This window comes from Mucilaginibacter terrae, from assembly GCF_031951985.1.
Classification (GTDB): domain Bacteria; phylum Bacteroidota; class Bacteroidia; order Sphingobacteriales; family Sphingobacteriaceae; genus Mucilaginibacter; species Mucilaginibacter terrae_A.
Genome location: NZ_JAVLVU010000001.1, coordinates 4598150 through 4623637, shown reverse-complemented (window position 1 = coordinate 4623637; position 25488 = coordinate 4598150). Strand labels below are relative to the sequence as shown.

The window sequence follows — 25488 nt, the reverse complement described above, 5'->3', positions numbered from 1 at the left end:
CCGGCTGCAAGAATGAGATACTGTGTAACATCGAATTCACAAGCAAATAACGAAGTGAATGAGGACTGTGCGTTATCGCAAATTCGCATAATTGTTGTCCAAATCGCTATTTTCAGGCATTATAGGCCCTTTTAGTAAAGCTGAACATGTTCGGAAACGTGCCGGTGAATTTATTTTAAGGAATCGGGATCAGGCGCGACCCTTGATCTCATTTAGGAATTGAGATGGTGTTTTGCCATATTCCTTTTTAAAAATTTTTGCAAAATGGGAAGCGGTTTGGATGCCAACCCTGTAGATAACCTCGTTGATGGATATATCTTCATGAACCATGATCTGTACCGCTTTCTTTAACCGGTAGCTCCGCACAAACTCCACAATGGACTGCCCCGACAATTTTTTGATCTTTTGGTATAGTTTAGACTGACTCATGCCCATCTCCTGCGAAAGATGCACCATATCAAGATCGCTATTTGTAATTTGCTGGTCGAGTATATTGGAAAAATGATCCAGAAACTCTTTGTCCTTGGTGGTTTGCACCAAATCCTTGGTTCCTAAAAAATAATCTTTGATATAATGCTCTCTGCTTTTCTTTTGCTGATCCAGTATATTTTTGACTGTGGCCAGCAGCAAGGCCATGCTCAGCGGTTTGGTAAGGTATACATCCGCACCGGATTGTGTACCTTGAATTTTCGACTCGATCGCATCTTTTGCAGTAAGCATCACAAAGGGGATATGACTGGTATCCAGATCATTCTTAACCTGATAACAAAATTCTATGCCATCCATTTCCGGCATCATTACGTCGCTCAAAATAATATCGGGATAGTTTTCTTTAGCCAGGGTCAGTCCTTCCTTTCCATTATTGGCTTCCATGATGTGGTAATGCTTTTCCAAAACGTCCTTAAGAAATGTACGTAGTTCCAGGTTATCGTCCACGAGTAATATGCGGTCATGCTCTTCTTTACCCGATGCAGGAACTTCGTTGGCGTAATCATCAATCTCAAAGTCGGTTGTATCTGCCGTGCTCTCCAGCCTAACCAAACTTTCATAACCGGCATCTGCCATCGATCCGGCCTCATGGTCTTCCTTTCGGTAAGGTAAACCTATAATTAGTTCAGTCCCTTTATGGCGTTCACTATAAACATATATATCACCCCGATGCAATTCGGTCAAGCTTTTCACAAACGCTAAACCGATCCCCGATCCAAGGTGCGCATTACTGATGCGGTAATAGCGTTCAAATAAATGAACTATAGATTCAGGAGAAATACCGATACCTGAATCCTTTACCCTGATGTACAGATACTTTTCGGCTCGCACAGGATGCAGGAACTGCAATTGGTTTTGAAAAGCAGCGGTATGTTCCTTCATACTGGTCCATACGTTAAAATTAACCACGCCACCCGCTTCGGTATACTTAAAAGCATTGTTCAGCAGGTTGTAGATGATCTTCTCCACAAAATCTCCATCTACCCAAACCGTGTCGATATCGTTTTGAACTGATACCTCAAAATTGATCTCTTTCTGTGCAGCTATATTCTCAAATTCAGCGGCTATGTTGCCAAATAATTCACTGGCATGGTAAGGTCTGATGCTCAATCTTAATACCCCCGACTGCAGTTTCCTAAAATCCATTAGTTCATTTACCAGCCTCATCAGTCGTTGAGCATTACGATCTATAACCTGGTATAGCTTCTTTTGACGCACAGGAGAATTTTCGTTTTTCAACGCCTCGAGGGGGCCGACGATCAGGCTTAATGGCGTTCTGAACTCATGAGAGATGTTGGTAAAAAATTGCAGTTGGAGTTGAAGCACCTCTTCTTTTTGTTTCTCTATCAGGGTCTTATGATCCAGCTTCTTTTTAAAGTCGTAAGCCAGGTATAAAATGGTTAAAACAGTTGCTATGGTTAGTAATGCAAACCACCAGGTTTTGTAAAAAGGAGGACTTATTATAACGGTTAACGTAGCAACCTTCGGGTTCCACAGCCCATCATTGTTGGCGGCTTTAACCTTAAATATGTATTTACCAGGATCAAGATTGGTGTATGAAGCATGGTGTAAATGCCCTATATCATTCCATTTTCGGTCAAAATTTTCTAATTTATAGGCATACCTGTTATTTGCAGGGTTTACAAAATTCAGCAATGCGAACTCTATACCAAATGAGGTCTGTTCGGGCGAAAGTACGATCTCACCGGTGTACGAAATATCCTTTGACAGCACAGAGTTTGGCGCAGGTTTTATTTTTTGATTGAATATCTCCAACGAGGTAAAATAAATTGGAGCCATGAAATTGTTTAATTTGATCGAATCAGGCTTAAATGCATTGAATCCGTTAGTGCCACCAAAAAACATGGTGCCGTCCCTCGCCTTCAAACAAGAATTAAATTCGAATTCCATCCCCTGCAATCCATCGTTGGTATTATAGTTTTTAAGTGTTTTTTTGAGAATGTTAAACTGATAGATCCCGTTGGTGGTGGAAATCCACAACTCGCCGGGCGTACTTTCAAGGATGCCTTTAATGAATTCATTTTTGAGTTCACCGGCATCTTTGTAGAGTATAAATCGGTCCTCGTCAGGATGATAAAGATAGAGTCCGTTCTTACCTGCCCAAATCCTTCCGTAATGGTCAATAAAAACTGCGGTCAGGTCGGAATTAAGTCCCTTATTAAAATAATGCTTTACCCCGCCGGTCTCCGGATCGTAACGGTTTAGGCCCGCATCATCAGTAACTATCCAAAGTTTACCCTGCCGGTCTTCTTTAACCGATAATAACTTCACCCCGCTTATCTGTTTATCAGGCGTTTTACCTTGCCCTGCCAGTACAAATTCTTTCTTTTGGGGGTCGAATAGGTTGAGTCCTCCGTTATAGGTACATACCCAAAGCCTTTTTTTACTGTCTTCCAGGATATCTTCTACCAGGTTTGAGGCGATCGAGGCTTTGTTCCGGGAATCATGAACAAATCGTTCAAACGTTCCGTTAGTGGGGTCGAACAGGTTCAGCCCTCCATCAAATGTACCAGCCCATAACCTGCCGGCATGGTCGCTCAAAACACTCATCACCTGATCAGACCCCAGCGTGTTTGACTTACCAGGTATGTTACGATACGCCTTGAATGCACCGGTTTCCCTGTTAAAATAGTTTAATCCCCCTCCATCAGTTCCGATCCAGATATTCCCATGTTCATCCTCAGAAAAGCTTTTAACATCGTTATAACTGATGCTTAACCGGTTGGGGTTATGCTGATAACGGTCAAACTTAGGCCGGCTGGTGGTGGCAACGTCAACACCTCCCCTTGGTGTTCCGAGCCATATATTTTGCTGTTTATCTAAAAATATAGCAGATACACTCCGCTGCGAAATTGAATTTGGTAATGCAGGATCATTAATATATTTAACAAAACTTTTGTTTTCTTCATTAAACACATTGAACCCGCCGTTTACCGTACCCACATATAACTGATCTTTTGCCCCAATCGCCATACTAATGATACGGTTGCTGCCTAAACTGCCAGAATTTTGCGGGGAGTATTGAAAATGCTCCAGCTTACCATCAGCCAGGTTGGCCCTGAACAAACCATTCTCCTCCGTTCCTATCCACAGTTGGCCTGAGCGGGTTACAGCCAGTGTCCGTATCCTGTAAGGAATTTTTTTGCTAAGCTGATAGGGAGGATCAATGAACTTACGGCTCTTTATGTCAAATATCCTGACGCCGTTTTGCGTACCCACCCACATGCTTGTGACGTTGCGGTGTGCAATACAATAAACATTGCTGTTGTTTTGCGGTGCAGACTGGGTATTGCGGAAATAATAATCTTCAAACCGTCTTTCTTTAACATTTACTTTGGATATGGAGCCCCACCCGGTGGCCACCCAAAGTGCCTGATCGGCATCTTCATAAATATCATTGATGCGGTCACCCTTACTTTCCACATAAGCTGACCGGTGAATGTGGGATGAAAATGTATTAGTTTCGGGTTCGAATAAATTTAAGCCGTTGGATGTTCCTAACCATAATCGTCCGGAGCGGTCTTTAAATATCTTGCGGATAAAATTACTACTGAGACTGTGCTGATTGCCGCGTACATGCCTAAACACCGCCATTTTTGCACCGTCAAACCGGTTCAGCCCGTCGGTAGTGCCAAACCAAATAAATCCCCGGCTATCTTGTGCTATACTTTCAACCGAACTGTTAGACAGTCCTTCATTTCGGTCTATACGGCTAAAAGATAAAGTGTTATTATGCTGTGCGTATACTGAAAATAGTGATCCAGCCACAACAAGGCTAAGTTGAAGCAGAATTTGAAAACAGGAAAAAACAACACCACGCATTTTCACGCTCCCAAGTTTATAATTTTACTTTAATAAACAAGTTATTTTGTGTCTTCATTTATGAATTTAAACACGGCCGGTAGCCAAAAATCAATAAGGTTAACGGGCATGCTATCAACGGGTAAATTTTTCTGACCTAAGTTGAACCGTGGCACTTTTAATGCCTTTGCTGGTTACCTTGATATTTATATTTCCTGCTTCTTCTAACGATTTGACAAGGAATACCAATTTCCCGCTGAATAATTTCATTTCGGGTTTTTGAAATGGCTCAAGTGAAGTTGCATCTCCATTGCAGACCGCCTGAAAAGCCCCCTTCCCCTCAACCTGAAAATTAAGCGTATTTGACGCGGTCGGACAGACATTCCCCTTTCGGTCGACCAGGTAAGCGGTGATATAACTGATATCCTGACCATCTGCATGGATCACTTTTCTATCCGGTTCCAGTCTGATCTGATAAGGTTTCTCCGCAGTAACCATGCTTTTCTCGGCAACTTTATGACCCAAACTATCCATCGCCACAAATTTCACGGTTCCGGGTTCGTATTTAACATCCATCCACATCAGGCGGTACCGCTCTAACGGCGAAGACTTACTCTTTTTCCTGATACCCATGCTTTTGCCATTGATAAAAAGCTCACCACGGTCATAACTGGTGTAAACAAATACCGGGGTTACCTGGCCTTCCCGTCCCTTCCAGTTCCAATGAGGAAGCATATGAATCGTGGCGCTTTCGGTATTCCAACGGCTTCGGTAAAGGTAATACCGGTCCTTAGGTATGCCGGCCAGGTCACACAATCCAAAATAAGAACTTCTTGATGGCCAGCGTTCATCATACGGTGTCGGCTCGCCTAAGTAATCAAAACCGGTCCAAACAAATTCACCTATTACCCAAGGCTTATCATCTTGTAACACAAAGTCATCATCGGGAAGATTTGACCAACTGCAATATTCCAGGTCATAAGATGAGCATTGCATATCGTCATACTTTTTATCTTTAGCCTTCTCTACCGGGAATTTATATACGCCCCTGGAGCTAACGGTAGAGGCGGTTTCAGAACCCAGAATAAAGCCCTGGGGAAAGGCTTTGTAGGCCTCTTCGTAAAGGTGAACGCGATAGTTTAATCCGGGCACATCCAGCAATGCGCCGAAGCCGGACTGCATGGTAGCTTTTACCTGGTCCATACCCACGGTAACGGGCCGGGTTGGGTCTTCCCGGTGGAAAATATCCTGCAGCCATTTCGCCCGCTTCACTCCTTCTGCCCCAAACTGATCCGGAACTTCGTTGCCCGCACTCCACATCACAATGGAAGGGTGGTTTCTGAAAGCCTTTACAAGGTTGACAACATCTTTCTCCGCATCACTGTCAAAAAAAAGATGATAGCCATTGGCTACTTTTGGCTTTGCCCATTCATCAAAACTTTCGGCCAAAAACATGAACCCCAATTCGTCGCACAATTCTACCTGTTCAGGAGATGGCATATTGTGTGAGCTCCTGATGGAGTTACATCCCAAATCTTTTAAGATCATTAACTGACGACGAAGAGCCGCTGTATTTACCGCGGTACCGAGCGGACCAAGATCATGGTGAAGACAAACACCCTTGAATTTGCGGGAAACACCATTAAGCTGAAAACCGGCAGCCGCACTGTAATGAATATCGCGTATGCCGAATTGGGTTCTTACTTCATCGGTTAAGCGACCGGCGAGGTACAGCTTAGATACCGCTGTATATAAATAAGGATTTTCGGGGCTCCACAAATTGGGATTGGTGATCGGAAAAGCCTGTTCGAACTCATTGCCGTAAGATTTGGTCGTGGTATCGATGGCCACTTTTTTACCGGTTCGATCCAATATCTCCGTAATCAATCGCATACCTGATCCGGCGAAGCGGGTCTTAATATTTACCTTTCCCAGTTTTAAATTGGCTACAGGAGTGGTTACCGTTACCCCCCATTGCTCAATGCTGCTCGGTTCTTTAACAACTAAGTGTACGTTCCGGAAAAGACCGGCACCAGGATACCAGCGTGACGATCTCGGCCGGTTGGATATATGTACAGCTAATGTATTCTCCTGCCCAGGTATAATCCTATCAGAAATATCTATAAAAAAACAATTGTAGCCATAATTCCATTTGCCCACCAGTTCACCATTCAAATATACCTGCGGCTCGCTCATGGCACCATCAAATTGCAGCAGGACAGTTTTTTTCGCATTAGCGTTGGGTATACGGAATCGTTTCCGGTACCAACCTTCGCCTATGTAAGGTAACGCACCAGTCCTGCCTGTCTTTTCCCGGGCTACTTTCTCACCGTTTTGTGTAATAGCAACCGTTTGCTTGTCGATCTCTTTATCAAATGGCCCATTGATTGCCCAGTCATGCGGAACGGTCACGTTTTGCCAACCAGCATCATCCAAATCTTTCTCATACCCCTTTTCGTTTTTCCCCTGAAAGAACTTCCAGCCTTTTTTTAAGATTATCTCCGTTCGGGATTGAGCCCGGGCGTTACTACTGAGAATACTGATGGTGAGCATCAGTATGATAAAAACAGACCTCCCCAGCCGCGTTTGCTGCCAATTGCAATAAAGTTTATCGTCCATAATTATTTAAGGTTCCTCGTTAATTCTCTCATTTGAGAGTTGTGCAGGTATCGGGATATGGGAATCCCGGTTTAAATTGGCTCTGTGATCTTTATTTTAATTTAAGATCATCAAGCGGTAAATAACTGCAATTTTACCCGGATTGATTTGTCCATTTTCATTTGTAATTAGCGCGTTTTCACATTTTCTTATGGCAATTAGCTGTGTAACAGGTTATCGAATAAGATCCAGAGCATATCAGTTACTCATAACTTTTGAGATGTTACGGTGTTGGTGGATAGGAAACTGATGCTTGAAAGCAGAATATTTATCGGTTAGCATCAAACTAATACATTTTCCTATTTGAAGAACTTACGCAGGTGATCTACCCACACCTGGTAACCTTTTTCGGTAAGATGAACACCGTCTTTGGTGTATTCCTTTTTCATAAGGTCGGCACTATCGGCAAAAAGTTGATGAGTTTCAATAATTGTATAAACCTTGGGCTTGTGGAGCTGGCGCAAGATCTTGTTGGTTTCACTGATATTATTTCTCAAAAAAACGTGGCTGGTAGGAAAAACAGTTTGAACAAAGATTCTCGTTTCCGGGCTTTGCTGTTTGATGCGCTCAGCAATGCTATTAATATTAATCGCGGTTCTTTGCGGATCTAACTTAGGGTTATACAGGTCGTTAATGCCTATTTCGATGAAGACCGCTGTTGGTTTTACATAAAATATTTCCCCTAAGCGTGCTATAACGCCATCAGTCACATCTCCGGCAATACCCCTGTTTCTGATGGCTTTATTTCCTAAGCGCTTATCCCAATCGCCCCCCTGCCGCGTTATACTATTACCAAGAAATACAATATCGTGTAGCTTCAAGGGATCTGCTTTGAAAACTTTGATCATTTTGGGGTAGTTAGCGCGGGTCCATTCATTCTACGTAGAGACTATGGAATCTGCCGGAGGATACATGGCAGCCGGGATGGCCAGGTACGTGTTCTCTTTTACAACTCCGATCCGGCGATGAGAAGTACAGGAGGTCATCTCAAAGTAGGATAATACGATACAGATCGAACTAATGATTTTTTTGGTTGTCATGATAGAAGATTGAACCGATCTATGGAGAAGGTCCGTAAATAGGATCAGGTAAATTAATGGTTCGAATAAATTTAGCTATTTAACACCACTACTCATCATACACCAACCTCCGCAAACTCAGATATGTGAAATCGGACAATAAAAATCCGAGAACGTACAATCCAGGCATCCAATTTTTCGATTCTTTTGTTTAGGTTATTCCTGTTCTCAATTAGGGAATAACAACTAACCAATAGACCAATAACGATAACCTCATGACGAACCTAAAAAAGATACTGGGGCTACTGCTCCTGTCTCCAGCCTTTGTAATTGCCCAGGTCAAAATTCCGGCCGGCTGGTCAGATGGATATGCTTACACTAACGGGATGCGCATGCACTATTACCATGCAATACCCCAAAAAAATAAACCTGTTATAGTGATGGTTCACGGCGTATCGGATAACGGACTATGCTGGGCCACACTCACTTTAAAGCTACAGGACAAGTACGATATTTATATGATCGATAGCCGTGGACATGGTCTATCTGACCCTTTTACCGCTGCCGATAATGGCGAGACACTGATCAAAGATGTTGTAGATTTTGTTAAGGTCATGAAGTTTGAAAGACCTATACTGATGGGTCATTCTATGGGAGCAGCTACCGTAATGCGCGTAGGTGCAGAATACCCGGAAGTTGGCCGGGCGGTCATTATGCTGGACCCTTCGCTCAGAAGGCGCACTGTTACACCGGCTGCCGCAGCATTAAATCGAAATCCGCAAGCACAAGCCCAACCCCAGGCCCAGCCTACCCCACAGCCCGGAACATTAAATAACCGTCTTTCGGTAAGCATGTTCGGAAGTCCGGAAGCTCTTATTGCCCAAAACAATTACAGCTTTGAAGACCTCGTAGCAACCGGTCAGCGTCAAAGCCCCCTGTGGAGTAAAACGGATGTTGAATACTGGGCGTTATCGAAAAAACAATACCACGGCCCTTATACACCTGAAGGCTCGCAGGCGATGACCGGCTCCATGAACGTGGGAAACTCGCTTTCAAAGATCCAGGTGCCTGCTATCATTTTAAAGGCCGATGCCTCACCCGAAGTACGCAAAAGCAACGAAGAAGCTGCCTCCGTTATGCTTAAAGGTAAACTTGTGCATATTGACGGAGCGGCCCACAACCTCCATCACGACAAATTGGAGCGCAGTGTTGAGGTTATAAATGATTTCCTTTCAACCCTTTAGCAAATATTTAGCTTACGGATGATATTGGCCATCCGGCAATTACCTATATTCAAGACAAATGAACACCTCCGTGAATTTTAAGCTGAAATATTTGAGGCATGGAATTTTTTTCATATTAAACGTGGCCCTGACCATCCTTGAGGTAGTGCCCGGAAATGCTCAGCCATTAAATATTAAGAATGATGTTTTCTGGAACACCAGAGGTGGTCAGCCAATTTACAGTCAGGGTGGCGGCATATTCAGGTTCAAAGCCCCTGCTACAGCAACGGAGAAGTTCTACTGGTACGGCGTTCATTATAAGGGCGCAGAAATCTATAGGGAATCTCCTAACAAAACCGTGCCAGGTAGCGGGTTTGAATCAGTTACGTGTTATACATCTACCGATATGGTTAATTGGACCTTTGAATCTGATGCATTGACCAAAACTGATGCCACCCAATACGGAAGGGGCGGCTGGATAGGCCGGCTGGGTGTGGCCTATGTAAAGAAGTTAAATAAGTACGCCATGCTGGTACAGCATGGCTCTGAGGTGCTTATCGCCGTATCGGAACACCCTGCAGGTCCTTTTAAGTGGCACCAGAAGATAAGCATGCTGGACCGCATAGGAACTTCCAACACGGGCGATCAAACTGTATTTACAGACGAAGATACCGGCAGGTCTTACCTGGTCTATTCCTATGGAAAAGGCCGTAATAAGATCTACATCTCCGAGATAGGAGTAAAAAATGGCAAGGTAGATTTACTCGACTGCATCAAAATATTTGAAGGGGCTGGCCGTGAAGGGAACTGCATGTTCAAGTACAAGGGTAAATATTATATGGCAGCTTCTAATCTTTACGGTTGGGACGCTTCACTGGCCTACTACCTCGTTGCAGACCATATCAATGGCCCTTATAAGCCGAAGAATGACATGCTGGTTATGGATGGAAGTAATAAAGACTACGCTCACGTTACCCAGACGGGTTTCTTTGTAACTCTTAAAGGCACTAAACAGGAAACCGTTATTTATTGTGGCGACAGGTGGTCTGATTTTGCAGGGAACGGTCTGGGATACAATCAATGGGTACCGTTATCGTTCAATGGCGACAGACCTTTTTTTAATTCTCTTGGCTCGTGGGATCTTAATGCCAAAACCGGTGAATGGAATGTTGCCAGCGATAATAATTTTGTATTGAATGGTAGCTTCGAGGCCGACCGTAAGAAAATGCCCAGCCCGGTCAAGCCGGTTCAAACCTTCCTGATGGGATGGGAGACTGTTGTTGTAAAAGGCAATAAGGTCTCCCTTGATTCAACTACCTCTCCAACGCTTAATCACACCAATTCTGAGGAGGAAAGGAAAATAGTGATCGGGGAAAGAAGCCTCCATATTAGCGACAGTGTGCCTTTCGAAAGAAAAGTATACCAGACGATCAGCTCCACACCTTATGTAAAACTAAAGAATGGCTTATACACACTCAAAGCTTTCTTGCGGTGCAGCAAAGGGTTCACTAAACTGGAAGTGTATGCTGAAAGTTCTGGCAAACGTGTTGCTTATCCTGTAAAAGATGAGATTTCGGAGTGGAAAATGATCGAATTGAAAAATATCCCGGTAAAGAACGGAAAAGTTGAAATAGGGTTCGCAGCAAATGGCGATGCCGGTGCTTCCTGCCAGATCGATGATGTTTCCCTCGTCCTGCAATAATCTGTATGAAGTTTGATCAAACCCGCACAGCTTTTTAAGGCAGATTCTAACTCCGTGGTTGCGGTAGATAGATCAATAGGAAAAATACATCTTCCAGGTATCGGGGTTTATTCATGACCTGATCATTTGGGTTAGCCAGGGAAACGATAATGAAGATCAAAGGTGTTGAAAGAGGCTGTCTCATAAGTAAAACTGAGGCTCTGAGATTTGGATATACGAAAACTATCTCAGCCACCTACCCGAATAAATCAAACAAGAAAGAGGCTGTTCTCGACTTATGAGACAGCCTCTTTTGATTTCATCCATCCTTACTTTCCCGTTCGGGAAAGATCACCTTCCTGAGCAGCACTCCATTACGAACAGCCGCTGGTGCTTACATTAGCAGAACTGCCCGATCTTGTAACCGCCACGCCGTCGTTTGTACATCCGACCAGTACCTTGCAATTGACCACCTCCTGTAGAAAAGTTTGCTTATGACACCACAATCTGACATTAACGCCGGGTATAACGATCGGCTCGGTCAAATTGCTGCCAACTAAAATATCAACTATGGTGTTAGCGCGCATACAATTTTTGATCGCGGTAGAAAGACTGCTTAAAACTACGCCCGACTTCTAAAAATAATTCCGATGTTTATGTAAAAAAACAAGAAATGGCACATATTAAATTAAATAATGATAATTTGCCGGGCATTATAGGACTATTAGACTACAATCCTGAAACCGCGAGGCCTTTGCTTGATCTTGCTGAAGTATTGTTACGCGGCCCATCTACCCTGACCAGTGCTGAGCGCGAAATTATCGCATCCTCTGTTTCACATTGGAATGGATGTCATTTTTGCCATACATCGCACGGTGCCGCCGCCGTAGCCCATCTCAAGGCAGATTTAAATTTGATTGATGATATCAAAGCAGGACTCCAAGCCACTAAAGTATCTGATAAGTTGAGAGCATTATTACACATCGCGCATAAAACAGCATCGGGAGGTAAGAATGTACTTGAAGAGGATATTTTGGCTGCACGTGAAACCGGAGCAACAGACCTCGAAATACACGATACTATTTTGATTGCCGCTGCTTTTTGCATGTTCAACAGGTACGTTGATGGCATGGCCACATGGGCGCCTCAATCAAATGAGGACTATCGTTCTATGGGCGAAAGATTAGCCCACGTCGGATATAAAGCGTAGTGCGGTTTATGTGCTGCTTTTTGACGGGCAGGCGAACCCTCTTCATTCAAGATGGATTACTTAATATTGCCAAATTTTCTAAACCCTGTCAACAGCATAACAAACAATGACGACTTTTTTGTTACTATCCTGTTGCCAAACTCCGCATATCTCCCAATAATTAACGATAAAACTTTCCACATAGGCAAGTAGCCCTCTTTTCGCATAACTATTCATTAAATACCCTACAATTGTCGCAATTGGCCAGCACCTGATTGCAAAGCTTGTTATACCTTTATGATATTGATCATAACATCCAATTAACACCATGAAACCTACAAGCACAAATACCATTACCGTTGAAACTACCGTTAATGCACCTATTGAAAAAGTATGGGATTACTGGACTAATCCGGAGCATATAACTAAATGGACTTTCGCATCAGACGACTGGCATGCTCCCTATGCCGATAACGACCTGCGCACGGGCGGCAAATTTAAAACTACCATGGCAGCTAAAGACGGTAGTTTTAGTTTTGATTTTGGCGGCGTTTACAGCGAAGTAACTGAGCACCGCGTAATTGCCTATGGCATGGAAGATGGCCGCAAAGTGATTATATTATTTGAGGCCGATGGAGATACTACCAAGGTAACCGAAACATTTGACCCGGAAACCACCAACCCTGTTGAAATGCAGCGCGGTGGCTGGCAAGCTATTTTAAATAACTTTAAAAAATATACTGAAGCTAATTAAATTTCAATTCCTCAAATTCAGTTAAGCGCCCGTTTAAACCGGTGCTTAACTGAATTATATTGATAACGCAATGCGGCGTAATTGCCTTGTATATTAAGCATATACCACACCTAAGCGCCGATTATTCATATTCCCTGTAGCTTTACCGAACTTTAATTTGAGTTTCATTAGTTATCTTCATCCTCCACTCAACAACACACTTTATCTGGTGAAAAATAATTCTACTCCTGACATCATCGTGACTGATGTTAATTGCTTGTAAAAAAGATAACAACTCTATCCAAACCGAAATCAAAGAGGTTGACAAAGTCCCTTTATCTTTCGCGGTTACAACATTTAATCAAACACAAGCCCCATTTTCCGTTAAGTCGCCTTCGCAAAAAAATACTTTAGCATCTGCTCCGGTTTCTGAGGTAAATTTCACCAAGCTAATGTTTGTTGTATTTGATAGCGATGGCAACCAGGTAAGCCGTTTAGAACAATTTAAAACCGATGTTAATAAACTTTACCGCATTAAAAATGGTAAACGTGTACTAATGAATAGTTCGAATGCTTTTGGAACTTTAACAGATACACTTAAAGCCGGAAAATACACTGTATTGGCAACAGGTGGCGGAGGGCTATCTTCACTAAATTCTTCTATTGGCAGTACTGATCAACTTACGCCTAAAACGCTGACTGATGCAAAGTTTTCCCCTCTCCTATACAATTACACTGATGATGTTTTTTATTATAAAGGAGAGCTTAATGTTGTTGCTGGAGCACCTATACAATCTATTACCATGGATAGGATAGTTGGCAAAGTAGAGATTGCCTTTGAATATATTATACCAGCTAATGTACGCTCAATAACAGTAGAGATAATGGGAGAAAAGCAAAACTTCAGAGTTAATACCAATGTCCCGGAAGATGACTATAAACGCTCTAATGTTTTTCAGCTCGACGAATCCGGATTACCAAAAAGCAATTATAAAATTTCCATGTTGGTATTAAATACTGTTTCACCATTTAATGTAACTGTAACAAGTTTTGGAGGGGTAGCAACTTCAAAAACAATTCAAAATGTTACTGTAACCAAAAACACCCGCACAATTTTATCTGGTAAACTTTTTAGCGACCCAGCTTCAAGTGCTACAGTAACTGTTAATAATGTTTGGGGTGCAGATAATCCAACCATAAAATGTTAATTAGCCGATTGAAATAAAAAACGCCAAACTGTTTAGTTTGGCGTTTTTTATTTCAAATTTATCCAAGTATTTTTTGATCTCTTTAGTGTGATTCTTGTAATGTTAAGCAATTAACACACTAAACTCATCATCTAACGATGCAGGCTCCTTAATCTCTCCTACTTTATGCGGAAGACTATAATATTGTCCTGATAGGGTTAAGCCTTCGCCTGTTCTTTCTAACGTTATTTTGAGAAAGCCATGCCTGTCGTCGCAATACTTCTCTAATTTAACATCTTTAAACAAAACGCTTTCGGCCGTAAAGCGCTCATCATCAACGGAAGCAACGGCATGCAGTTCATCAAACCCGCCCGAACCGGCCACTATAAAGGGTATTACCTTACCATCGGCATAACGTTTGCTAAAGCGCTGGTAATTATGCACGTGCCCGCTAAAAACAATATCAGGCCGTACGCCGGTTTCTTCAAAAGCTGCTTGTAAAAACCCAATCATGGCTAAACTTGCACCATGGTTTACATCGGCAGAGTATGGGGCGTGGTGAATACAAATAATCAAAGCCTTGTCGGGGCGTTGGGCACCGGCAATTTTTAACTCTTCAATAAACCAGGCGCGCTGTTCATCGGTAATAACGCCAAATTTAGGCACGTTACTGTGCAAGCCAATAATGTTGGCCAGCGGTGTTTGTAACGTCCAGTATATATTAGGTTGAATATTGCTTTGCCAGTTAACATCGCCGCTAAACGGTACCGTTTGTTTGCCTGCAGCGCAAAATACAGCCTTAAAAGCATCAAGGGTTTGGTATTGCGGCTCGCTTTCGGGGTTTACATCGGTATCGTGATTGCCGGCAATGGCAAATACTGGGGCAGGATAATGGCGATACGGGTTAAAAAACTGTGTATAGTACCGGTCGGCTTCTCCATGATGGTAAACCACATCGCCCAAATGAAAAAGGAACTGCGGTATATCGGCCGGAGTTTGAGCATCTTCGAACTGCGAAACCATTTCCTCAACCACCTCCCGCTGAAAATTGGGATTACGCACACTGCCTGTATCGCCTACCATATGAAAAACCAGCTTTTGGATTGATGCAGGCTGCACCACATTGGCTAAATTTAAATGGTATGGATAATTGCCCGTAGGAGCAGGTAGCGGCCGGAATTTATAGCTATCGTTGGGTTGATTTAACTTTATAACCGGGGTAGAATGCTTAGAATTAGTTTTTTCGGTCATCAGCAAAGGTACCCAATTAATATTAAATTTAGGTTAAGTTTAAGCACGCGCTGTAACCATCATAACAATTAGCTAAATTTTGAAACACTTTTAATAATGATAAAACCGATACCGGCAATCTATAGAAAGACCGTGTTCCTATGATTGCCCATTAGATCCGCTTTCATGATTTGATGGTTTGAAACACAGGAAGGTTTAGAGAACCAACTGAACGATACGGACCGTTCAATAATTTTGGAAAAGATCTATCGGGTAACAAAATTATTGACCATATATTTACCACCCCGGGTTTTAAAGTAACGCGATGGGGCATTTTAACGGATAGCAACCATGGTAAGTTTTTTTCAGACCATTTCCCGGTGATAGTAAAATTAGAATTTCAGTAATGCACTTTGGTTTATTTACTTATGGTTCGCGGGGCGATGTTCAGCCTTATATGGCACTTGCCCTCGGGCTAATGCACCATGGGCACCAGGTAACCCTTGCAGCTCCCCAAAACTTTAAAAATTTAATTGAAGGCTATGGCATAAGTTTTCACCCTTTGCACGGCAATGCCGAAGAACTCATTTACTCGCCCGAATGTTTACAGGTAATTAATTCGGGTAATGATGTGGCTTTTTTAAAGCACCTGTTTTCTATGCTTAGCAACATGAAGGAGCCCTTGTTAGAGAGCATGCTTAGTTGCGGCCACAAGGTTGATGCCTTTATTGTAAATAATTTAGGCTCGGATATTTACGGTGCCGTTGCCGAAAAACTGGGCAAAAAAATGATGATTGTTCAGCTTAACCCACCCAATATTACAACCCGCGAATTTGCCATGCCTGGTTTGGATTGGTTTAACATGAGCTGGTACAACCAATTAACTTACAGCATTGCCAACGCTGTATTATGGAAACTCGCTAAAAAAACAACTTACACTTTCAGAAACCTGTTGCAGCTTCCGCCTTTAAAGCAATCTGTATTTAAGCAATACATTGAAGACAAAATTCCGGTGATACATGCCTTTAGCACCGAGCTGATTAAACGCCCGGCCGATTGGCAGGAGCAGCACGTGGTTACTGGTTTTTTAACCCTGCCCCAACAGATCATACAAAATAACTACACTGCCCAGGCCGAACTTGTTAGCTGGCTTACCCGTGGAGATAAACCCATTTACATAGGCTTTGGCAGCATACCGGTACCCGATCCTGAAAAGCTTCGTGGTATTATTGAGCAACTTTTAACGGCCACCAACCATCGCATTATATTTTGCACAGGCTGGTCGCATGTACCTAATTTGCCGCAGCATACAAACTTGATGGTAATATCACAAGTTAACCATCAATGGTTATTGCCACAGTGTAAAACCGCAGTTATACACGGAGGGGTTGGCACGCTGGCCGCTGTTTTAAAGGCAGGCATACCGGTTATTATAGTCTCCATATTTGTAGACCAACCCCTGTGGGGCAAAATAATAGCTAAAAAGAAAAACGGACTACATATTCCATGGCGCAAACTAACTGCGGTAAAACTCCTTAACGCCATTAATAAAACAGCCGATGCCCAAATGCAAAACGAGGCAAAGCAAGCAGCAAAAAACATTAACCAGCAAGACGGGGTTAAAAATGCGGTTTATGCTATTGAGCAATATTTGGTTAAACCATAAACTATATTAGTTAACCTTACGTATTTTTAATCTGCCGCTTTTAATAAGTTCCTTTTCACGCTCTGTAAATGGTTCGCGGCCGCCAAAATCCTGTACCCAGTAGCGGTTAACTTCGGCTATGCCAACTTCGGTAAAATCGCGGTTCATGAGATTCATACAATGGCGCGGACTTTTAAACCAGCCGTTGCTTACCTCGGATATGCTTTCTTGCCCCTGTGCTATGTTTTCGCCAATGGCAAAACTTTTATAGCCATCATAAGTATATCCGGCAGCCATAATACGGTTTTGTATACTACGCCCATCTTTACTGGTGTGGTTAAAATAGCTTCGCTTACTCATGTCCTGCGCATGTGCTTTGGCGGCACGCTCAAGTTGATTATTCCAAACCAACGGAGGCACTGGCGGCATGTAAGTTGTACCGCATTTACACCCCTGTTGCCGCACCTCATTTATGCGCTTTAAAAACTCAGTACTAAAGGCGTTATTATCCTCAACATCAGCAACCCACAAAGTACTCGAAAGCAGGGTAAAAGCTACACCCACAATTAAAAAATATTTAATCACAAGTTTAAACATATGTGTTGTACGACTTATTTTTAACAAATTAGTTTAACCCAAACACAAGTTAATTTAATTATAATTCCGCTCATCTTGCATGCAACATTACAATATTATTGTGTAAATATATTTTAAAAAATATATTAATTAATTGTAACCTTCGCAATACATTTGCCGTCTAAAGGGATATATAAACATCTATTTATCACATAGTTTCAACCTCAAAATGTTCGCAGTTAACAATATTATCATCGCATTTTTCGGAGTAGGATTAGCCTGTATTATTTTAATTACTTACATCATGAGCCGCCAGCACAACAAGGTAAACGGTATTATGAAACAAAATAAAAACGTAGCACCGCTACTCCTGCAAAAATCAACCCAGCACAAGTTTAATACTATCAGGTCTAAAATGCCTCATTCTTCACATCCCGAGCATGAGCACATTAAAACCAAGCTTGATGATTTGGTATGCCAATTTAAAAACGAAGATATTTGTATTAAAAAATACAACCATGGTTTAGACCAGCTGATGAAACAGTTAAACACCGAAAAGAAGTAATTTAAGTTATACTTACTTTTTAACATGCTTTTTCTGCAATAAAAATTTATTATTGCAGAAAAAGCATTTTTTATGTCGGACGACGCCATTATTAAGCGACTGAAGGTTATTGTAAAAGAACATGGCGGCCAGTTAGGCCTGGCTAAGGCCATTGAGGTTGACCAGGGCTTTATTAGTAAAGTTATTAACCGTAAACAGGAAATTAGCTATTACCTCATCCGCAAGCTATGCTTTCAGCTTAAATACTCGCCCGAGTGGCTTATTTTGGGCAGCGGCGAAAAGAAAATAATCAAAACAGAATCGCCCAAACTCATTACCGAAATACAAATGCTGCGTACCGAGGTAGACATACTTCATGCCCGTATGCGTACTTATGAAATTCAATTGAATGAACTGCGCACACAGAAAGCCCCCCATGAACAACAAGCAGGATAACCCTCCCCTGTCATAAATTATTCGTTAATTTGCCGCCTCTATGGTAACTTCATTCGAGGCTTCGCTCCAAACAATTTCGGTGCATCATGTAGGCAACCCGCTGCAGGATGAACGCTATGCACTGTCAGACGCTCCTATCTCTTTAAAAGACGAGATCATTCCGCGTTTACTGATGCAGTATTTTTTAACCCCGTTTGAAAAAACCAACGAGGTTTACCATTTAATGCACCCGGGCGGCGACCTGGAGCTGAACGAAATATTTCACTACTGCACCACTATTTTTGATGATGAAAGCAAGTTTCACGAAGTATCTGAAAAAATAGCCAAGCATTTGTACAGCGTATCGGGGCATGCCAAAATTAAGGCGGGCGAAGTATACATTGGTCATTTTAGCGGCGTACAGTTAGAAGGCGAACAAGTTGATGTGGTAGGTATATTTAAATCAGAAAATAAGGAAACCTTTTTGAAAGTTTACCCGCAAGAAGGTGGTTTTGGTTTGGATTATGAAGAGAACGCCATTAACATTAACAAGCTGGATAAAGGCTGCCTGATATTTAACACCCACAAAATTGATGGCTACAAAGTGGTGGTTATTGATAAAACCAACGGCAGCAACGAAGCCGTGTATTGGAAGGATGAGTTTTTAAAACTTAAAGTGCGTAACGATAACTTTAATCAAACCAACAATACGCTCAGCATCTACAAAAACTTTGTTACCCAAAAGCTCGACGATGAGTTTGAAATGAGCAAAGCCGATAAGATTGACCTGCTCAACCGCTCTATGAAGTACTTTAAAGAAAAAGACACTTTTGAAATGGACGAATTTACGGGCGAGGTACTGGGCAATAACGAGGCAATCGAATCATTCAAAACCTATAAAAACCAGTACGAGCAGGAATACGATACCAAGATACCCGACACGTTCGAAATATCAGACAATGCGGTTAAAAAGCAGGCCCGCGTGTACAAAAGCGTACTAAAGCTCGACCGCAACTTCCACATTTACATTCATGGCGATAAAGACCTGATTGAAAAAGGTTTTGATGATGCCAAAGCTATGAATTATTACAAGGTTTATTTTAAGGAGGAAGAATAAACTTTAATCCCACCCTGTCATTTCGAGTGATAACGAGAAATCTTTTCGAAGCGACCAGCTAATCAGTTCGAAAAGTTCTCTCACTATCGTTCGAGATGACAAATTAATTTTGAGATTGATCTATCTATGCTAAATCTCACCTAAAATTCCTTACTTAGCTTTATCATACATTAACCAATTATGAAAAAACTTGTCCCGGTACTTTGTCTTGTAATAATGTCCTTTCTTGCCAATGCCCAAACTAAGCCCATGAAATGGTTTAATCAACCCAAACAATGGAGCGGTAACGCCCAAAAGCTAACCTTTACGGTTGACCCCGGTACCGATTACTGGCGCATAACCCATTATGGTTTCATCCGCGATTCGGGGCCGTTTTATTTCCAGGAAATGGAGGGTGATTTTGAAGCCACCGTTAAAGTGACCGGCAGCTACCAAGAGTTGTTTCACCAAGCCGGATTAATGGTACGTATCGACAATAAGAACTGGATTAAAACCGGTATTGAGTATGTTGATGGCGTACAAAATGTAAGTGCCGTGGTTACGCGCGAAGTTTCGGACTGGTCGGTTGTGCCGCGTACCGATAGCCCAAAATCAATATGGCTTAAACTATTGCGCAAAGGCGATTACGTGCAAATAGAATACTCTTTCGACAGCAAAACCTTTAAAATGCTGCGTTTAGCTTATTTCCCGCCTAAAGTAAAAGCACAGATAGGTGTTGTTGCAGCCGCACCGGGTAAAAAGAGTTTTCCGGTGGTGTTTGAGAATTTTATAGTAAAGGCTGTTAAGTAAGCAGCACGAAGATAGCTAAGGGTTGATGTAGAATAATAATTACTCTACCCTCAATGTATCTACAATAGCTTTTGCCCCGTTAGGGCCAATAAATTTAAGAAAGTAAGTACCACTTTTTACGGGGGTAAATTTAAACTCTTTAGAGTGTTCTACTTCTTTACCTGTGCAATCTTCTAACGGGTTGGTGGTGGTAAACAATTGCACACGCGTGGTATCACGTAGTGTATCTACCTTAAAAGTGCTGAATTTTTCGCAGTTGCCACTATGTGGCCATGATACGGTAAAAGTAAGCTCCTGATTTATGGTAGCAGCAGTTGGACCGTTAACGCCTGCTATGGAGGCCTGTCTAAGCTCTTTAAAATTATCGGTATTAACCACTTCCTTTAGCTCCGACTTCTGGCAAGAAGCAGCTGCAAGCATTAGGATTAAGGATGATACAGATAAAATTTTCTTCATAGTTCAAAACGGTTGACTCTTGAACAGTTAGTTGTAAAGTACACTAAACGGAATCAATCAGGTTTAATTGTTCACAAAGCTATTTCTTATTTATTAAATTATCAATAAGGAAAAGTTAAACCTGCTGTTTGTATCATTAAAGTTGCCGTGGCCTGACATTCCGGATAAGAATATCATTAAAAAAAGAAGCCGGTGCTTATGCAACACCGGCTCTTCGCTTTTATATAATTAATTGTTGAACGCTTATTTCATCAGTTCCACAAAATCATCAAACAGGTAGCGGCTATCATGCGGGCCTGGTGATGATTCGGGGTGGTACTGTACCGAGAAAGCTTTTTTATCTTTTACACGTATACCTTCAATCGATTGGTCGTTAAGATTAACGTGTGTAATTTCTACTTTGTCTGATGCACGCACAGCATCAGGCACTACGCCAAAACCGTGGTTTTGCGAGGTTACTTCGCAATGGTCTTTAATAATGTTTTTAACCGGGTGGTTTAAGCCGCGGTGACCGTTAAACATTTTCTTGGTAGGTATATCGTTAGCCAAAGCCAGTAACTGGTGGCCTAAGCAAATACCAAACATGGGTTTATCGGCAGCCAATATTTCTTTAACGGTAGCAACAGCGTAAGGCATGGCCGATGGATCGCCGGGGCCATTTGAGATGAAGTAACCATTTGGTTTAAAATCGGCTTCCATTTCGGCAAATGATGTTTTGGCCGGGTAAACCTTGGCATAAACATCACGCTCGCTAAAGTTGCGCAGAATATTCTTTTTTACACCTAAATCCAGCACTGCTACACGGTAAGTAGCATCTTCTTTACCAAAAGTATAAGTTTCGGTAGTTGATACCTGCGATGATAGCTCCAAGCCGTCCATTGAAGGCACACCGGCTAATCGGGCTTTCAGTTCCTCAATGTCCAGTATTTCCGAAGATATAATGGCGTTCATGGCACCTTTATCGCGTATGTGGCGTACCAACTGGCGGGTATCAATGTCTGATATACAGGTAATGTTTTGTTCCTGGAAATAATCCTGAATAGACTCGTCGGCTTGTTTGCGGCTGTAGGCAATGTTGTAGTTTTTACAAACCAAACCGGCAATTTGTATCCTGCCCGATTCTACTTCCTCGTTACTGATACCATAGTTGCCAATGTGCGCATTGGTGGTTACCATGATCTGGCCAAAATACGATGGATCGGTAAAAATTTCCTGATAGCCCGTCATACCGGTGTTAAAGCAAATTTCGCCTGTGGTGGTGCCTATTTTACCGGCAGCTTTGCCATGAAAAACGGTACCGTCAGCCAGTAACAAGATAGCCGGAAGCTTGGTGTAGTTGGTCATTTTACAAAAAAATTAAAAGAATGGAAAATAAGCCGGTTGGCCTGATGAGCAGCTCCGTGAAAGCAGTAAGTATGCAGCATAAATGGCGCTTCTGTATTCACGCCGCAAAGGTAAGTAATTTTAATGTTTACACTAAGTAAATTTTAAATAATTAATTGAAGCGGAGTTTCTAACTTTGCCTTTGCGAAGAGAGTATAGAATACAGAGTCAGGAATCAAGACATTTGATTATATAATAGTTTGGATCTTACCTGTTCTGTCTGTACTCTTGACTCTATATTCTTGATTCTATTATCGATGTCAGTAAATAAAGAAATTAAGCGCGTTACCACCCACAGCATTCAGGCCATGAAAGCCAATGGCGAAAAAATTGCCATGCTTACGGCGTATGATTATACCATGGCCAAAATTGTTGATGACGCCGGTATGGACGTGATCCTCGTTGGCGATTCGGCCTCTAACGTAATGGCAGGGCACGAAACCACGCTGCCTATTACCTTAGATCAGATGATCTATCATGCATCATCGGTTGTACGGGCAGCATCGCGCTCATTGGTGGTGGTCGATCTGCCTTTTGGCTCGTACCAGGGCAACTCTAAGGAAGCTTTGAGCTCGGCCATCCGCATTATGAAAGAATCGGGTGCGCATGCCGTAAAGCTGGAAGGTGGTATTGAAATTGCCGAATCGGTTAGTCGTATTTTAACGGCAGGTATACCGGTTATGGGCCATTTGGGCTTAACTCCACAATCAATTTATAAATTTGGCACCTACACCGTTCGCGCCAAAGAAGAAGCCGAAGCACAAAAATTGCGCGATGATGCCTTAAAGCTGCAGGAACTCGGCTGCTTTGCTGTAGTGCTGGAAAAAATACCGGCCCAACTGGCTAAAGAAGTTACCGAAAGCCTGCAAATACCAACCATTGGCATAGGTGCCGGCCAGTATTGCGACGGACAAGTACTCGTAATACATGATATGCTGGGCATGAACAAAGGCTTCCGTCCGCGTTTTTTACGCCAGTATGCATCATTGTATGATGTAATGAATGATGCCGTGAAAGGATACGTGGGTGACGTTAAGGCTAAAGATTTCCCGAGCGAGAAAGAGCAGTATTAGATAGAGAGAATCAAGAGTAAAGAATCAGGAATCAAGACTTTTTTGCCCTAATGATAAATATCCGTCATTGCGAGGAACGAAGCAATCTCTGAGCTATGCATGAACGCCTTGCCTCCGCAGAGATTGCTTCGTTCCTCGCAATGACGTGTTTTCCTTTAACGTTTCAGCAGGGTCTCCCGAAGAGTAGCCCGCGCTGTGAAAAAACTTAACGTTTCAGCAGGGTCTCTCGAAGAGGACCCTGCGCTGTAAAAAACTTTCTGTTTGATAAATCGTATTGTAACTAAACCCCCGCCTCAATCTAACTAAAACTATGGCTAAAATTGACACCAGTACCCCACAACCTAATATTTTAGATGCGGATGTTTTGTATGAAGACAACCACATCATTGCCATTAACAAGCGGGCGGGTGATATTGTACAGGTTGATGATACAGGCGATGAGCCCCTTGACGAAAAAGTAAAACGGTACATAGCCGCTAAATACAGCAAACCTAATGGTGCCTTTTTAGGCGTGGTGCACCGCCTGGACAGGCCGGTGAGTGGCGTAATTCTATTTGCCAAAACCAGTAAGGCTTTGGAGCGGTTAAACGAGATGTTTAAAACGCGCAATATGCGCAAAACCTACTATGCCGTGGTACGTAACCGCCCTAACCCGCCATATGGCGATTTGGTGCACTGGCTGGTAAAAAATCCGCAAAAAAATGTGACCAAGGCGCACGACCATGAGGTTAAAGGCAGCCTACGCTCCGAGTTGCATTACCGCCTGGCCGGCGAGTTAAATGGCTATTACCTCATACAGGTTAACCCCATAACGGGCCGTCCGCATCAGATACGGGTGCAGCTATCTACCTTAAATTGCCCCATTGTGGGCGATAACAAGTATGGCTACCCTCGCGGAAGTTTAAAAAAGAGCATTTGCCTGCATGCGCGTCGCCTGCAATTTATTCATCCTGTTAAAAAAGAACCTATTGATATTATAGCCCCACTGCCTAAAGATGGCTTTTGGGAAAAGTTTGACCACCTGGTGCAGGATATGGATGCTGAAGTGGTAATGAAAAAATAAAGGAAAGAATCAAGAATACAGAGTCAGGAATCAAGACTTTGGAACTAAGCAAAGGGGCATTCGCTAATCGAATGCCCCTTTGCTTTATATCTCTTGATTCTTGACTCTGTATTCTTGATTCTCTTTTTAAAGCTCCTTAACTTTCTCCCAAATCTCCTCATCCACAGGGATTCCCTCTTCTTGATTTTTATGGCGGGTACGTAATGTACTTTCCCCGGGATAGCGGATGCCGTTATCAGGATTTTCCAGTCCACTGGTTTTGGTGTATTCGATAATTTGCTCAATGAGCTGAGCGGCTTGCTCGTTGCCCGATGGCTTAATGCAGATGAACACCTGCGATACGCCGTATTCGGCTTTGCCCTTGGAAATTTCGGCCGTGGAGCGGCCCTGGCTAAGTACGGTTACCAGCAGATCGAGCATAAGCGATAGTCCCGAACCTTTCCAAAAACCAATGGGCAGCAAACGCCAGGTTTCCATAATATCTCCGGCCTTGGTGGTTAGCTTGCCTTCTTTATCGTAACCACCGGGAAATGGCAACTCCTCGCCTGCTGCATTGTATTGTTGCAGCTTGCCAAACGAGTATTGTGAAACAGCCATATCCAGCACCACATGACCACCCTCGCGTGGCACGGCAATTACCAGCGGGTTATTTCCTAAACGCGGATCGACCCCGCCCCAGGGTGGTACATTGGCAATGGTATTGGTAAAGCATATGCCTATGCAACCGGCATCGGCAGCCTGCCAGCCGTAAGTTCCGCCGCGCATCCAGTGGTTGGTATCACGAATGGCCACACAACCAATACCATGTTCATTAGCCAATTCAATTGCCCTATCCATACATTGCCCGGCATTCAGCATGCCCGGTGCGTAGTTACCGTTCCAGCGTTCAATAGCACCCATAGCATCTTCGGGTTGCGGTTCGGCATCGGGTTTTACATAGCCTTCCTTTACATACTTCACAAAAACCGGGAAACGGTTCAACCCGTGGGTGTAAATGCCATCGCGACTGTTTTGGGTAAATATGTGGGCTATTTTATCAGCTTTTTCATCAGTAAAATTGAGTGTAAGCAGTACGCGTTTAAATTCGGCCTGCATGGTATCATAGGATATTTTCATTGTTGGATGTTGAGATACTTAGTTGTGCAAATGTATAGATTGGGAAGCCATCAATTAGAG

Annotated in this window: 21 protein-coding genes; 12 read left to right on the top strand and 9 right to left on the bottom strand. The window is 42.8% G+C overall.

All coding sequences use genetic code 11. The features are described from left to right. Positions 1-189 precede the first annotated feature (189 nt). The 3 genes from QE417_RS19845 to QE417_RS19835 form a co-directional block, all read right to left on the bottom strand. Entirely contained in the window at positions 190-4278 is a 4089-nt protein-coding gene (locus tag QE417_RS19845; RefSeq protein ID WP_311952798.1) for a hybrid sensor histidine kinase/response regulator transcription factor, read from the bottom strand. A 168-nt stretch (positions 4279-4446) separates the two neighbouring features. Next, a complete protein-coding gene (locus tag QE417_RS19840; RefSeq protein WP_311952796.1) occupies positions 4447-6930 on the bottom strand; it encodes a glycoside hydrolase family 2 TIM barrel-domain containing protein in 2484 nt (827 codons plus the stop codon). A gap of 338 nt (positions 6931-7268) precedes the next feature. Further along, a complete protein-coding gene (locus QE417_RS19835) occupies positions 7269-7817 on the bottom strand; it encodes a GDSL-type esterase/lipase family protein (RefSeq protein WP_311952794.1) in 549 nt (182 codons plus the stop codon). A 446-nt stretch (positions 7818-8263) separates the two neighbouring features. Between QE417_RS19835 and QE417_RS19830 the strand changes: the two genes are divergently transcribed. Together QE417_RS19830 and QE417_RS19825 are read left to right on the top strand one after the other, a co-directional pair. Further along, positions 8264-9232: an alpha/beta fold hydrolase gene (locus QE417_RS19830; protein ID WP_311952792.1), complete on the top strand. Its 969-nt coding sequence runs from the start codon at positions 8264-8266 to the stop codon at positions 9230-9232. Between the two features lie 121 nt (positions 9233-9353). Then, a complete protein-coding gene (locus tag QE417_RS19825) occupies positions 9354-10913 on the top strand; it encodes a family 43 glycosylhydrolase (RefSeq protein WP_311952790.1) in 1560 nt (519 codons plus the stop codon). Positions 10914-11266: 353 nt separating this feature from the next. Here the strand turns inward: QE417_RS19825 and QE417_RS19820 are convergent, their stop codons facing one another. Then, positions 11267-11479: a hypothetical protein gene (locus QE417_RS19820; RefSeq protein ID WP_311952789.1), complete on the bottom strand. Its 213-nt coding sequence runs from the start codon at positions 11477-11479 to the stop codon at positions 11267-11269. Between the two features lie 86 nt (positions 11480-11565). Between QE417_RS19820 and QE417_RS19815 the strand changes: the two genes are divergently transcribed. From QE417_RS19815 to QE417_RS19805, 3 genes are all read left to right on the top strand, one after another. Further along, positions 11566-12102, top strand: a complete 537-nt coding sequence (locus tag QE417_RS19815) for a carboxymuconolactone decarboxylase family protein (protein WP_311952788.1) — start codon at positions 11566-11568, stop codon at positions 12100-12102. Between the two features lie 307 nt (positions 12103-12409). Beyond that, complete coding sequence (locus QE417_RS19810) at positions 12410-12835, top strand: SRPBCC family protein (RefSeq protein WP_311952786.1); 426 nt, start codon at positions 12410-12412, stop codon at positions 12833-12835. A 245-nt stretch (positions 12836-13080) separates the two neighbouring features. Then, positions 13081-14022: a hypothetical protein gene (locus tag QE417_RS19805; RefSeq protein ID WP_311952785.1), complete on the top strand. Its 942-nt coding sequence runs from the start codon at positions 13081-13083 to the stop codon at positions 14020-14022. Between the two features lie 102 nt (positions 14023-14124). On the opposite strand, the gene QE417_RS19800 is transcribed toward QE417_RS19805, so the two are convergent. Continuing rightward, complete coding sequence (locus QE417_RS19800; protein WP_311952784.1) at positions 14125-15252, bottom strand: metallophosphoesterase family protein; 1128 nt, start codon at positions 15250-15252, stop codon at positions 14125-14127. A gap of 385 nt (positions 15253-15637) precedes the next feature. On the opposite strand from QE417_RS19800, the gene QE417_RS19795 reads away from it, so the two are divergent. Beyond that, positions 15638-16897 carry a glycosyltransferase gene (locus QE417_RS19795; RefSeq protein ID WP_311952782.1) on the top strand — a complete coding sequence of 420 codons (1260 nt, stop codon included), beginning with the start codon at positions 15638-15640 and terminating at the stop codon, positions 16895-16897. A gap of 6 nt (positions 16898-16903) precedes the next feature. On the opposite strand, the gene QE417_RS19790 is transcribed toward QE417_RS19795, so the two are convergent. Continuing rightward, positions 16904-17473: a CAP domain-containing protein gene (locus tag QE417_RS19790; protein ID WP_311952780.1), complete on the bottom strand. Its 570-nt coding sequence runs from the start codon at positions 17471-17473 to the stop codon at positions 16904-16906. Positions 17474-17756: 283 nt separating this feature from the next. Between QE417_RS19790 and QE417_RS19785 the strand changes: the two genes are divergently transcribed. From QE417_RS19785 to QE417_RS19770, 4 genes are all read left to right on the top strand, one after another. Further along, a complete protein-coding gene (locus QE417_RS19785; protein ID WP_311952777.1) occupies positions 17757-18017 on the top strand; it encodes a hypothetical protein in 261 nt (86 codons plus the stop codon). 72 nt (positions 18018-18089) lie between these two features. Beyond that, entirely contained in the window at positions 18090-18452 is a 363-nt protein-coding gene (locus QE417_RS19780; RefSeq protein ID WP_311952774.1) for a hypothetical protein, read from the top strand. 40 nt (positions 18453-18492) lie between these two features. After that, positions 18493-19548 (top strand): nucleoid-associated protein, encoded by a 1056-nt coding sequence (locus tag QE417_RS19775; RefSeq protein ID WP_311952770.1) that lies wholly within the window; start codon positions 18493-18495, stop codon positions 19546-19548. A gap of 180 nt (positions 19549-19728) precedes the next feature. Beyond that, the gene (locus QE417_RS19770) at positions 19729-20337 is read left to right on the top strand and encodes a DUF1349 domain-containing protein (RefSeq protein ID WP_311952767.1); all 609 of its coding nucleotides are present in this window, start codon (positions 19729-19731) and stop codon (positions 20335-20337) included. 39 nt (positions 20338-20376) lie between these two features. Here the strand turns inward: QE417_RS19770 and QE417_RS19765 are convergent, their stop codons facing one another. Together QE417_RS19765 and carA are read right to left on the bottom strand one after the other, a co-directional pair. Then, the gene (locus QE417_RS19765) at positions 20377-20793 is read right to left on the bottom strand and encodes a hypothetical protein (RefSeq protein WP_311952764.1); all 417 of its coding nucleotides are present in this window, start codon (positions 20791-20793) and stop codon (positions 20377-20379) included. Between the two features lie 243 nt (positions 20794-21036). Beyond that, positions 21037-22137 carry a glutamine-hydrolyzing carbamoyl-phosphate synthase small subunit gene (gene carA / locus QE417_RS19760; RefSeq protein WP_311952761.1) on the bottom strand — a complete coding sequence of 367 codons (1101 nt, stop codon included), beginning with the start codon at positions 22135-22137 and terminating at the stop codon, positions 21037-21039. A gap of 296 nt (positions 22138-22433) precedes the next feature. Between carA and panB the strand changes: the two genes are divergently transcribed. Continuing rightward, a complete protein-coding gene (gene panB, locus QE417_RS19755) occupies positions 22434-23249 on the top strand; it encodes a 3-methyl-2-oxobutanoate hydroxymethyltransferase (protein WP_311952758.1) in 816 nt (271 codons plus the stop codon). 310 nt (positions 23250-23559) lie between these two features. After that, on the top strand, positions 23560-24312 hold the full coding sequence (locus QE417_RS19750; RefSeq protein WP_311952755.1) for an RluA family pseudouridine synthase: 753 nt from the start codon (positions 23560-23562) through the stop codon (positions 24310-24312). A gap of 126 nt (positions 24313-24438) precedes the next feature. On the opposite strand, the gene yiaK is transcribed toward QE417_RS19750, so the two are convergent. After that, complete coding sequence (gene yiaK, locus QE417_RS19745) at positions 24439-25428, bottom strand: 3-dehydro-L-gulonate 2-dehydrogenase (RefSeq protein ID WP_311952753.1); 990 nt, start codon at positions 25426-25428, stop codon at positions 24439-24441. Positions 25429-25488 lie beyond the last annotated feature (60 nt).